Origin of the sequence: Amycolatopsis thailandensis, assembly GCF_002234405.1 — a bacterium.
GTDB classification, from domain to species: domain Bacteria; phylum Actinomycetota; class Actinomycetes; order Mycobacteriales; family Pseudonocardiaceae; genus Amycolatopsis; species Amycolatopsis thailandensis.
Map to the genome: position 1 here is coordinate 1 of NZ_NMQT01000184.1, position 11,273 is coordinate 11,273.

At 68.5% G+C, this 11,273-nt stretch carries 11 protein-coding genes; 9 read left to right on the plus strand and 2 right to left on the minus strand.

Annotation, left to right across the window (positions count from 1 at the left end):
- Positions 1-114: 114 nt before the first annotated feature.
- Positions 115-561, minus strand: coding sequence for a cupin domain-containing protein (locus CFP71_RS40215; RefSeq protein WP_093939133.1), 447 nt, complete (start codon positions 559-561; stop codon positions 115-117).
- 76 nt (positions 562-637) lie between these two features.
- On the opposite strand from CFP71_RS40215, the gene ruvC reads away from it, so the two are divergent.
- The 8 genes from ruvC to CFP71_RS40255 all read left to right on the plus strand — a co-directional run bounded on the left by ruvC (position 638) and on the right by CFP71_RS40255 (position 9,794).
- Positions 638-1,222 carry a crossover junction endodeoxyribonuclease RuvC gene (gene ruvC, locus CFP71_RS40220; protein WP_093939134.1) on the plus strand — a complete coding sequence of 195 codons (585 nt, stop codon included), beginning with the start codon at positions 638-640 and terminating at the stop codon, positions 1,220-1,222.
- Complete coding sequence (gene ruvA / locus CFP71_RS40225) at positions 1,219-1,818, plus strand: Holliday junction branch migration protein RuvA (RefSeq protein WP_093939135.1); 600 nt, start codon at positions 1,219-1,221, stop codon at positions 1,816-1,818. Before ruvC ends, ruvA begins: the two co-directional genes overlap by 4 nt.
- Positions 1,819-1,826: 8 nt before the next feature.
- On the plus strand, positions 1,827-2,903 hold the full coding sequence (ruvB, locus tag CFP71_RS40230) for a Holliday junction branch migration DNA helicase RuvB (protein WP_093939136.1): 1,077 nt from the start codon (positions 1,827-1,829) through the stop codon (positions 2,901-2,903).
- A gap of 145 nt (positions 2,904-3,048) precedes the next feature.
- Positions 3,049-3,447, plus strand: coding sequence for a preprotein translocase subunit YajC (gene yajC, locus CFP71_RS40235; protein WP_167406448.1), 399 nt, complete (start codon positions 3,049-3,051; stop codon positions 3,445-3,447).
- A gap of 407 nt (positions 3,448-3,854) precedes the next feature.
- Positions 3,855-5,555 (plus strand): protein translocase subunit SecD, encoded by a 1,701-nt coding sequence (secD, locus tag CFP71_RS40240; protein ID WP_167406449.1) that lies wholly within the window; start codon positions 3,855-3,857, stop codon positions 5,553-5,555.
- Positions 5,552-6,757: a protein translocase subunit SecF gene (secF, locus tag CFP71_RS40245; protein WP_093939138.1), complete on the plus strand. Its 1,206-nt coding sequence runs from the start codon at positions 5,552-5,554 to the stop codon at positions 6,755-6,757. The genes secD and secF overlap by 4 nt, the downstream gene beginning before the upstream one ends.
- 109 nt (positions 6,758-6,866) lie before the next feature.
- The gene (locus CFP71_RS40250) at positions 6,867-7,385 is read left to right on the plus strand and encodes an adenine phosphoribosyltransferase (protein WP_093939139.1); all 519 of its coding nucleotides are present in this window, start codon (positions 6,867-6,869) and stop codon (positions 7,383-7,385) included.
- A 102-nt stretch (positions 7,386-7,487) separates the two neighbouring features.
- Positions 7,488-9,794 (plus strand): RelA/SpoT family protein, encoded by a 2,307-nt coding sequence (locus tag CFP71_RS40255; RefSeq protein ID WP_378279749.1) that lies wholly within the window; start codon positions 7,488-7,490, stop codon positions 9,792-9,794.
- Here CFP71_RS40255 and CFP71_RS40260 read toward each other — a convergent pair.
- Complete coding sequence (locus tag CFP71_RS40260; RefSeq protein WP_093939141.1) at positions 9,791-10,057, minus strand: hypothetical protein; 267 nt, start codon at positions 10,055-10,057, stop codon at positions 9,791-9,793. The two genes, CFP71_RS40255 and CFP71_RS40260, sit on opposite strands and share 4 nt — an antisense overlap.
- A 60-nt stretch (positions 10,058-10,117) precedes the next feature.
- Here CFP71_RS40260 and CFP71_RS40265 point away from each other — a divergent pair, with 60 nt between their 5' ends.
- Positions 10,118-10,897, plus strand: coding sequence for an enoyl-CoA hydratase/isomerase family protein (locus CFP71_RS40265; RefSeq protein WP_167406450.1), 780 nt, complete (start codon positions 10,118-10,120; stop codon positions 10,895-10,897).
- Positions 10,898-11,273: the final 376 nt, after the last annotated feature.

An 11,273-nucleotide genomic window follows, 5' to 3' on the forward strand; every position in this document is an offset into this window, starting at 1 on the left:
AAGGGCGTAGCCGGCGTCGGCTGACTGCGGGTCCGGGCCGTGAAGGCCTCCTTGCCTACCCTGAAGGTAGTAAAGGAGGCCTTCACGGACTTGCCGCTCGAGACCAGGGCGGGCTCAGTCGAGCCACGGCGCCAGGTCTTCGGCCGCCTCCGGCCACTCCGCCACCAAAGCCGCCGCGGAGCGGAACTCCACACAGTCGTCCGTATACGGCGGAACCACCACGGTCCCGACCAGGCTCCACTCACCGGTACTCACCGACGCCTGCCAGACCCCGGCGGGCACCCCCACCTGCGGACGCTGCCCGGCCGCCACGTCCGGTCCCAGCACCGGCCGCGTGATCCGGCCGTCCGGATGCAGCAGCAGCATCCGCACCGGAGCGCCGCCGTGGTGGGCGTAGATCTCCAGCCGGTCCAGCCGGTGCGGCGCCGAGGTTTCCGGCGGGACGAGCAGGTAGTAGATCGCGGAAGCGGTTTCGTCGCGCCAGCTCTGCGCCCAGCGGCCGCCCTCCACGGGCAGCGGCTGAAGACCCAGATGAAGGGTGAAGTCGTCGGGGCTCGGCATGTCCTCATCTTGCCCGGCGGCACCTCCGGGTAGCCTCGGATCTCGAACTGATGTTCGCCGGGAGCGGAGGAAAAGCGTGCGGGTACTCGGGGTCGACCCCGGTCTGACCAGGTGCGGGCTCGGAGTGGTCGACGGCGGCACGGGCCGCACCGTCCGCGCCGTGGCCGTCGACGTCGTGCGGACCCCGCCGGACGCCGATCTTTCCCTGCGCCTGCTGGGGATCTCCGACGCCGCCGAGCGATGGATGGATCGCTACAAGCCCGAGGCCGTCGCCGTGGAGCGGGTCTTCGCCCAGCACAACGTGCGCACCGCGATGGGGACCGCGCAGGCCGGCGGCGTCGTCGCGCTCGCGGCCGCCAAACGCGGGCTGCCGGTCGTCTTCCACACGCCGAGTGAGGTCAAGGCCGCTGTCACGGGCTCCGGCCGCGCGGACAAGGCCCAGGTCACCGGTATGGTCATGCGACTTCTCGGTCTCGAGGTCAAACCGCATCCGGCGGACGCCGCGGACGCGCTCGCGCTCGCCATCTGCCACCTGTGGCGCGAACCGATGCGCGTCCGGATCGCCGAAGCCGAAGCCAGGGCGGCCGAGATCGCCAAGAACCACAAGGCCAGGCTCGCCGCCGCGGCCAAAGCAGCCAAAACGCAGGGAGCGGCTCGATGATCTCCTCGGTACGCGGTGAAATCCTCTCCATCGGTCTCGACCACGTCGTGATCGAGGTCGGGGGAGTGGGCTTCGCCGTGCAGGCCACCCCCGCCACCCTCGCGACCCTTCGTCGCGGCGAACAGGCGATGCTGCACACCGCGCTCGTGGTCCGTGAGGACTCCTTGACACTGTTCGGTTTCGCCGAAGCCGACGCCCGCGAACTGTTCGGCCTGCTCCAGACGGTCTCCGGGATCGGCCCGCGGCTCGCGCTCGCGACGCTGGCCGTCCTCGACCCCGACAAGCTGCGGTCCGCGCTGGTCGAAGGCAACATCACCGTCCTCACCCAGGTGCCCGGCATCGGCCGCAAGGGCGCCGAGCGGCTCACCCTCGAACTCCGCGACAAGGTCACCGCGCTCGCCGGCCCGACCGATGGCTCCCCGGCCGTCGTCGCGCCCGGCGCCCTGCGGAACGAGGTCGTCGAAGCGCTCGCGGGCCTCGGCTTCCCGGCCAAACAAGCCGAGCAGTCCGTCGACAAGGTGCTCAGCGAGGGCGAAGGCCACACGACGTCCTCCGTGCTGCGCGCCGCTTTGGCCACCCTCGGGCGTAAGCGGTAGCCGCCCACATGGACTATGAGGCCGTGACGGATTTCGAGGCCGACGACGAGACGTTGTCGGCACTGCCACAGACCGGCGAACGCGAGGTCGAGACCACGCTGCGCCCGCGCAAGCTCGACGAGTTCGTCGGCCAGCCGCGGGTGCGCGAACAGCTCGAACTCGTCCTGGAGAGCGCGCGGCGCCGCGGCGTCCCGCCGGACCACGTCCTGCTCTCCGGTCCGCCGGGACTGGGCAAGACGAGTATGGCGATGATCGTCGCCGCCGAACTCAACGCCGCCATCCGGATCACTTCGGGACCGGCGCTGGAACGCGCGGGCGACCTGGCCGCGATGCTGTCCAATCTCGCGCCCGGCGACGTCCTGTTCATCGACGAGATCCACCGCATCGCCCGCCCCGCCGAGGAGATGCTGTACCTCGCGATGGAGGACTTCCGCGTCGACGTCGTCGTCGGCAAAGGTCCCGGCGCCACCAGCATCCCGTTGGAGATCGCGCCGTTCACGCTGGTCGGAGCCACGACACGATCCGGTTCGCTGACCGGTCCGCTGCGCGACCGGTTCGGATTCACCGGTCAGATGGAGTTCTACACCGACAGCGAACTGGAACTCGTCGCCCGCCGCGCCGCCACGATCCTCGACGTCGACATCGACCGGGACGGCTGCGCGGAGATCGCCCGCCGGTCCCGCGGCACACCCCGGATCGCGAACCGGCTCCTGCGCCGGGTGCGCGACTACGCCGAGGTCCGGGCCGACGGCAAGGTCACGCGCAAGATCGCGCGTGCCGCGCTGGAGGTCTACGACGTCGACGAACTCGGCCTCGACAGGCTCGACCGCGCGGTGCTGACGGCGCTGGTCCGGTCTTTCGGGGGAGGTCCCGTCGGCGTGTCCACACTGGCCGTCGCGGTCGGGGAAGAACCGACTACGGTGGAAGAGGTGTGCGAGCCTTACCTGGTCCGCGCCGGTATGCTCGCGCGCACTCCTCGCGGCCGGGTCGCCACAGCGGCCGCGTGGGAACATCTCGGCCTGCCGGTTCCGGCCGGCGCCACACGTGGTGAGCAGGGTGGCCCGAACCTGTTCGACCAGGACTGACCGGACCGTTCGCGAGGTCCGAGGCCTGTGGTGGCGACGGGTGGTGGTGGAGTTTCCGCTGGCACCTGGCACACTCGGGTAGAGCACACCCCGCCAAACCGGACAAAACAGCGCACCGCGCGGCGTCCGCTCGAAATGGAGAATCATGAATCAGTTATTGCTGCCGCTGCTCCTGATGGCCGTCGTGGCGATTCCTCTCGTCATGGGCACCCGTAAGCAGAAGAAGGCGGCGGCAGCGCAGCAGGAGCTGCTCTCGAGCCTCGCTCCCGGTGACCGGGTCATGACCACTTCCGGTCTCTACGCGTCTGTCGCCGACGCCTCCGCCGACACCACGATCGACCTCGAGATCGCTCCCGGCGTCGTGACCACCTGGCTGCGCCAGGCCGTCCGCGAGAAGGTCGAGCCGGTCGTCGAGACCGACGAGGACATCGTCGACGACGAGGCCGTCGTCGAGGAGCCTGCCATCGAGTCGAAGGACGAGGAGCGCGTCGAGGAGAAGACCGGCGCGCAGATCGCTCCTCCGCTGGAGCACGGCAAGAAGTAACGCCGGGCCATTCCGGTGAACCCGCGACCGCGATCGACGTCGCCACGGCGCTGGTCGGCCTTCCCGCGCACAGTTCGCGGACAGGGCGCCGTGGCACCGCGATAGCGGGGCCTTCGGCCGGGGCGGGTTCAGGCTTTCGGTCATCTCCGGTCGGCGCGCATCAGCTCCGCCGACAAGGGGCCAAGGCCATCCCCGACACCCGACTTTCGTAGGTGCGGGGCCAACGCCGGGCTCACGCAGCACCGAGTAGTGTCTCGGTGCTGCGTGCGTGTCCGTCGTCATAGTCGTGCCCGTTCACCGGGCATCGTCATCGAGGCAGGTTCGCGGTACCACCGGACTCCCGTCCGGCGAGTGAACAGCCAAGTCCATTGGGGAAAACCCAGTCCGTCCGAGGAGACCGAAGCACAGTGGCCGCACCGGCCGGGCATCTCCGCCCGGGACGCTATCTCGCCTTCTTCGCCCTGATCGTGGTCGCGCTGTACGCCCTGGTGTTCTTCACCGGTAGCGGCAAGCCGACGCCGAAACTCGGCATCGATCTGCAAGGCGGCACGAGGGTCACCCTGTCCGCCCGAAATCCCGACGGCGGCGACCCTCCGCGAGAGTCCCTCGAACAGGCCCGCTCGATCATCGAGCGCCGGGTCAACGGTATCGGCGTCGGTGGCACCGAGGTCGTCCTCGACGGCAGCAACGTCGTCATCACCGTCCCCGGCGAGCAGGGCGACCAGGCCAAGACCCTGGGCAAGACCGCGAAGCTCGGCTTCCGGAAGGTCGTGACGTCGCAGCCGGTGACCCCGGTCCAGCAGCCGTCGACCCCGCCGTCCTCGGGCGCGCCTTCGTCGGCGCCGCCGCCGTCCTCGGGTGCGCCGAGCGCTCCGCCGAGCAGCCCGGCCAACGGTGGCGGTAGCGCCGCCGGTGCGCCGCAGCAGCAGCCCGGTGGCGACTCCGACGAGCAGACCAAGAAGGAGATCGAGCAAGCCCGGAGCCTCCGGCAGAACCCCGATCTGCTTTCGACGGACCAGGCGAAGCAGGCCGCGGCCGCCGAGAAGGCCTTCGCGGCGCTCAACTGCGACCCCAAGGTGTCGGACCCGCTGGTCGGCAACGACCTCACCGACAAGCCGCTGGTCGCCTGTGGTGACAAGAACACCGCGAAGTACTTGCTGGAGCCGGAGTTCCTGCCCGGGACGGAGATCTCCGACGCCTCCTCGGGCTACGACACCCAGAACTCCCAGTGGGTCGTCAACCTGAACTTCAAGAGCGACGGGTCCCGGATCTGGGGTGACTTCACCTCGAAGAACATCCAGAAGCAGGCGGCGTTCGTCCTCGACACGCAGGTCGTCTCCGCGCCGACCATCCAGTCCGCGATCCTGGGCGGCCAGACCCAGATCACCGGCCGGTTCAGCCAGGCCGAGGCGAAGGACCTGGCGGACGTGCTGAAGTACGGCTCGCTGCCGCTGTCGTTCGAGTCCTCGGACGCGACGACGGTGTCCGCGACGCTGGGCCTCGCCTCGCTTCAGGCCGGTCTGATCGCGGGCGGTATCGGCCTGCTGATCGTCTTCATCTACTGCTTGTTCTACTACCGGTTGCTCGGTGTGCTGACGATCCTGTCGCTCGCCTTGTCGTTCTCGCTGGTGTACGCGGTGCTGGTGTTGCTGGGGCGGTGGATCGGGTACACCCTCGACCTCGCCGGCGTGGCGGGCCTGATCATCGCGATCGGTATCACCGCCGACTCGTTCGTCATCTACTTCGAACGACTAAAGGACGAAATCCGGGAAGGCAGGACGTTCCGGTCCGCGGTCCCGCGCGGCTGGTCCCGTGCCCAGCGCACGATTCTGGCGTCGGACGCGGTCAGCTTCCTCGCCGCGGCGATCCTGTACTGGCTGGCCGTCGGTGAGGTCAAGGGCTTCGCGTTCACCCTCGGCATGTCGACCGTCCTCGACCTCGTGGTGGTCTACCTCGTGACGCATCCGCTGGTCGCGATGATCTCGAAGTCGAAGTCGAAGGTCCTGTCCAACCCGAAGAACCTCGGCCTCGGTGCCGTGCAGCAGGTGGGCTCGGAGCGCAAGGCGGCCCGTCCGGCCGCCGGCCGCCCGAACGTCAAGGAGGCGTGACCGTGGTCGACGACAACACCACTACCGCGGGCAAGCGGGAGAGCATCTTCCGCCGCCTCTACGTGGGCACGGGCGCGTTCGACGTGGTCGGCAAGCGCAAGCGCTGGTACCTGTTCTTCGGTGCGCTTGTCCTGGTCTGCGTTGCGTCGATGGGGATCAAGGGGTTCAACTTCGGGATCGACTTCGAAGGCGGAACCCAGCTCCAGATGCCCGCCAACGGCAAGAACGGGCAGATCACCGAGCAGCAGGCCAAGGACGTCTACGCCGAGGCGCTGGGCCGTCCCGCCGACGAGGCGCAGAAGGTCGGAACGGGCGGCTCCTCGACGATCCAGCTTCGTTCGGAGACGCTGGAGACGGCCGAGGTCAACAAGCTGAAGGAAGCGCTGTTCGAGAAGCTGGGTCCGATCGGGTCCAACGGGCAGCCGAGTGTCCAGGCGATCAGTGACAGCGCGGTGAGCGCGTCCTGGGGCGGGGAGATCTCGCGGCAGGCGCTGATCGCGCTCGGGGTGTTCCTGCTGGCGGTCACGCTGTTCCTGGCGTTGTACTTCGACACCAGGATGGCCGCGGCGGCACTGATCTCACTGCTGCACGACATCGTGGTGACGGCGGGTGTGTACTCGCTGATCGGCTTCGAGGTCACGCCGGCGACGGTGGTCGGTCTGCTGACGATCCTCGGGTTCTCGCTGTACGACACGGTGGTGGTGTTCGACAAGGTCCGCGAGAACACGCGCGGCCTGCTCGGGCTCACCCGCCGCACGTTCGGCGAGGCGGCCAACCTGGCGCTGAACCAGACGCTGATGCGGTCGTTCAACACCGCGCTGATCGCGATGCTGCCGATCCTCGGCCTGCTGGTCGTCGGGTACATCCTGCTCGGCTCCGGCACGCTGCAGGACCTCGCGCTGGTGCAGCTCACCGGCACCGTGGTCGGCGTGCTGTCCTCGGTCGCGCTGGCCACCCCGCTGCTGGTGGACCTCAAGATGCGTGACCCGAAGTTCCGTCAGCAGGCGGATCGGGTCCACGCGCGGCGCGCGAACCAGGCCCGCAAGGCCGCCGAGCGTGAAGACGACGACTTCGACCCGAACGACGAGGACTCGCTCGCCGCCGAACTCCGCAAGGAGAAGGCGTACGCCGCCGCGGCGAGCGTCCCGGCCCGGAACCAGAAGGCCCACAAGGGTCGTCCGTCGGGCAAACGCAAGAGGTAACCCGGGTTTCAAGCGCTATGAAGGGGCCTTTCATTGCAAAATTTGCAATGAAAGGCCCCTTCATAGCGACCGGCCACGAACACCACGCAAGCTGAGAGCAAGGAAGTACATGGAGCTGGACAAGGCACTCGACCTCATCGCCGACGTGCCGGACTTCCCGGAGCCCGGTGTGCTGTTCCGGGACCTGAGTCCGCTGTTCGCCGACGCGGCCGGTTTCAAGGCCGTCACCGACGCGCTGGCCGACACCGTCGATCCCGGCGCCGACCTGCTGGCGGGCGTGGAAGCGCGCGGGTTCCTGCTCGCCGCCGCCGTCGGCTACGCCCGTGGTCTCGGTGTCGCGTTGATCCGCAAGCCCGGCAAGCTGCCGCGGGTCGCGGGCCGGGTCGGGTACACGCTGGAATACGGCACGGCGACCGTCGAACTGCCCGAAGGGGTCGTCCTGCCGGGCCAGCGTGTCGCTGTCCTCGACGACGTGCTCGCCACCGGCGGCACGGTCGCGGCCACCTGCAAGCTGCTGGAAGACGCGAAGGTGCAGGTCACCGGTGTTTCGGTGGTCATGGAACTCGGGGCGCTCGGTGGTCGTTCCGTGCTTGAGGGGCGTCGTGTGGAGGCCCTCCGGGTGTGTTGAACGGGCGTACCAAGTGAGCCGCGAGGGGGAGCGGTTACCCTTGACGTCCGAAGGCCGCACGAAGCGCAGGAGGTGCGGGTGAGCCAAGAGCTCGATGCCGCGGTGTCCTCGAAGGACGGCACCGAGCAGAACGGTGCGACGCGACAGGGGGCCGCGCCGACACCGTCCGCGACGCGCCGGGTCCGTGCCCGTCTCGCCCGCCGGATCACCGCGCAGCGCGCCGCGCCGGTCAAGCAGGTTCTCGAGCCGCTCGCCGTCATCCACCGCGAGATGCATCCGAACGCCGACCTCACGCAGCTCCAGCGCGCCTACGACGTCGCCGAGGAGCTCCACCGCGAACAGCGGCGCAAGTCCGGCGACCCGTACATCACGCATCCGCTCGCCGTCGCGACCATTCTCGCCGAACTCGGCATGGACACGACGACGCTGGTCGCGGCTCTGCTGCACGACACCGTCGAGGACACCGGGTACTCGCTGGAGAGCCTGAAGGCGGACTTCGGCGAGAAGGTCGGCGAGCTGGTCGACGGCGTCACCAAGCTGGACAAGGTCAAACTCGGCACGGCCGCCGAGGCCGAGACCATCCGCAAGATGGTCATCGCCATGGCGCGCGACCCGCGAGTGCTGGTCATCAAGCTGTCCGACCGGCTGCACAACATGCGCACGATGCGTTTCCTGCCGCCGGAGAAGCAGGCCCGCAAGGCTCGGGAGACCCTGGAGGTCCTCGCCCCGCTGGCGCACCGGCTCGGCATGGCGACGGTCAAATGGGAGCTGGAGGACCTGGCGTTCGCTATCCTGCAGCCGAAGAAGTACGACGAGATCGTGCGCCTGGTCGCCGATCGCGCGCCTTCCCGCGACACGTACCTGCGGTCCGTGATCACGGAGCTGACCGGCAACCTCGAAGGCTCGCGGATCACCGCCAAGGTCGAGGGCAGGCCGAAGCACTACTACTCGATCCACCAGAAGATGATCGTCCGCGGACGCGACCTCGACGACATCCACGACCTGGTGGGCGTGCGGATCCTGGTCGAGGACGTCCGCGACTGCTACGCCGCGATGGGTGTCGTCCACGCGCTGTGGCAGCCGGTCCCCGGCCGGTTCAAGGACTACATCGCGCAGCCCCGGTTCGGCGTCTACCAGTCGTTGCACACCACGGTGATCGGCCCGGACGGCAAACCCCTCGAAGTCCAGATCCGGACCTACGAGATGCACCGCACCGCCGAGTACGGCATCGCGGCGCACTGGCGGTACAAGGAGACCAAGGGCACCCACAACGGGAACGCCATGGACGTCGACGAGATGGCGTGGATGCGCCAGCTCCTCGACTGGCAGCGTGAAGCCGCGGACCCGGGCGACTTCCTGGAGTCACTGCGCTATGAGCTCGCCTCGCGCGAGATCTTCGTGTTCACGCCCAAGGGCGACGTGATCACGCTGCCGGTCGATTCGACCCCGGTCGACTTCGCCTACGCCGTGCACACCGAGGTCGGGCACCGCTGCATCGGCGCCCGCGTCAACGGCAGGCTCGTCGCGCTCGAGCGCAAGCTGGAGAACGGCGAGGTCATCGAGATCTTCACCTCGAAGGCCGAGACGGCGGGCCCGAGCCGCGACTGGCTGCAGTTCGCCGGTTCGCCTAAGGCCCGCGCGAAGATCCGGCAGTGGTTCGCCAAGGAACGCCGTGACGAGGCGATCGAAGGCGGCAAGGAGGCCATCACCAAGGAGGTCCGCAAGGTCGGCCTCCCGATCCAGCGGCTGGTCTCCGCCGAATCGATGGGCGCCGTCGCCACCGAACTGCGGCACCCGGACATCAGCTCGCTGTACGCGGCCGTCGGCGAGGGCCACACGAGCGCGAAGCACGTCGTGCAGCGGCTGGTCGCGCTCATCGGTGGAGTCGACGAGGCGGAAGAAGAGCTCGCCGAACGCGCGACACCGTCCACCGTCACCCGCCGTCGTGGTTCGAACGACGTCGGCGTGGTCGTGAAGGGCGCCAGTGATATCTGGGCCAAGCTCGCCCGCTGCTGCACGCCGGTGCCGGGCGACGAGATCCTCGGGTTCGTCACCCGCGGTGGCGGTGTCAGCGTGCACCGCACCGACTGCACCAACGCCGACGATCTGCGGGCCCAGCCCGAGAGGCTGGTCGAGGTCGAATGGGCGCCGTCGGCGTCGTCGGTGTTCCTCGTCGCGATCCAGGTCGAGGCGCTGGACAGGCACCGGCTGCTCTCGGACGTCACCAAGGTGCTCGCGGACGAGAAGGTCAACATCCTGTCCGCGTCGGTGACGACGTCACGCGACAGGGTCGCGGTCAGCCGGTTCTCGTTCGAGATGGGCGACCCGAAGCACCTCGGACACGTGCTGAAGGTGGTCCGAGGCGTCGAAGGCGTCTACGACGTCTACCGGGTGACGTCGGCTTCCTAGGCGCTGGCCTCGGTCGTCACGACCTGGTCCAGCAGGGTCGAAACCCAGGCCTTCAGCTTGGCTTCGTCGGCTTCAGGGTGCGACCTGAGGGCGACGGAGGCGGCCACGCTGCCGAGGACCTCGACCGGCAGGGCGAGCACGTTGGCGATACCCGCGCCGTCGTTGCCCTTGCCCAGCAACCATGAAGTGAGCCAGAACAGCCCGGCCGTCCCGGCGACGAGGGCGACGGCGAGCCAGAGCCGTCGAGCCGGTCTCGAACGCATCGGACCATCTTGCCCACATCCGGCTGGTTCAGGTGGAGGCGCGCACTTAGGGTGCGGAACATGACTGACGGGTTCGATTTCACTCGCGACGGCGAGGTCGCGAGGCTGACGTTCACCAGGCCGGAGAAGATGAACGCGATCACCTACGGGATGTGGTCGGCGATCCCGGACGTGGTGGCGCGGGTGGAGGCGGACCCGGCGATCAAGGTCCTCGTGCTGACCGGCGCGGGCGCGCATTTCTCGGCGGGCGCGGACATCAGCGAGTTCCGTGACCTGCGGTCCACCGCCGACGCGGCCGAAACCTACGACAAGGCCGTCGACGGCGCGGTGGCGGCACTGACGGCGTCGCGGAAGCCGACGGTGGCGATGATCCAGGGAAACTGCATCGGTGGCGGCTGCCAGATCTCGGTCGCCTGCGATTTCCGGTTCGCCGCGGAGGGCTCGCGGTTCGGCATCACGCCGGCGAAGCTCGGCATCGTCTACCACTTCGATTCGACCCGGCGGCTGGTCTCGCTGGTCGGGCCCGCGCACGCGAAGTACTTCCTGCTCTCGGGCGAACTCGTCGACGCGCGGCGGGCGCGGGAGATCGGTCTGCTCAACGACGTCTTCCCGGCCGACGAGCTGGAGGCGTCGACGGCGAAGTTCGTCGAGACGCTGGTTTCGCGGTCGCAGGCGTCGGTGCGCGGGATGAACCGGATCATCGAGAAGATCGTTGCCGGACAACAGGAATCGGACGCCGAGGTGGACGAGATCCGGCTCGGCGCCCTGCACGGCGAGGATTACGCCGAGGGCGTTGCCGCTTTCCTCGCGCGGAGGCCGCCGAAGTTCACCTACCGCTGAGACGTCGCGGTGGGTCGTGAGTGACAAGTGAGCCTACTAACCCAATGCCACGTAGCTTGAATTGATCTTGGACAGGTCTTGATCGTCGCCGGTGACGGTCGCCGCAGGTCGCGCGCTTGGTTGCCCTGGTCGACCAGGCTCCAGGAGTCCACTGTGGACACTTGTGGGCGATTCCGTCATGGGGTCGTGAGTGGCGATTCGGGTTATTGACGGGCAAGGTAAATGTGGCGCGATCGAGTCTCCTGTCGGGCAAGGCTTTCGCGGCCCGCGCGAGCGGATCGCGACCTCAACCGTCCACATGAGACACTTATTCCGGTCGGAACGCCCGTTTTGGGCGCTTTGCGTAGATTTGGGAAGGGGTCGTGAGTGGCAAAGA

Excerpts from the sequence above, each read along its gene's own strand:
- CFP71_RS40215 (WP_093939133.1), bottom strand. The coding sequence starts at position 561 with ATGCCGAGCCCCGACGACTTCACCCTTCATCTGGGTCTTCAGCCGCTG.
- ruvA (WP_093939135.1), top strand. The coding sequence starts at position 1,219 with ATGATCTCCTCGGTACGCGGTGAAATCCTCTCCATCGGTCTCGACCAC.
- ruvB (WP_093939136.1), top strand. The coding sequence starts at position 1,827 with ATGGACTATGAGGCCGTGACGGATTTCGAGGCCGACGACGAGACGTTG.
- yajC (WP_167406448.1), top strand. The coding sequence starts at position 3,049 with ATGAATCAGTTATTGCTGCCGCTGCTCCTGATGGCCGTCGTGGCGATT.
- CFP71_RS40250 (WP_093939139.1), top strand. The coding sequence starts at position 6,867 with ATGGAGCTGGACAAGGCACTCGACCTCATCGCCGACGTGCCGGACTTC.
- CFP71_RS40260 (WP_093939141.1), bottom strand. The coding sequence starts at position 10,057 with ATGCGTTCGAGACCGGCTCGACGGCTCTGGCTCGCCGTCGCCCTCGTC.
- CFP71_RS40265 (WP_167406450.1), top strand. The coding sequence starts at position 10,118 with ATGACTGACGGGTTCGATTTCACTCGCGACGGCGAGGTCGCGAGGCTG.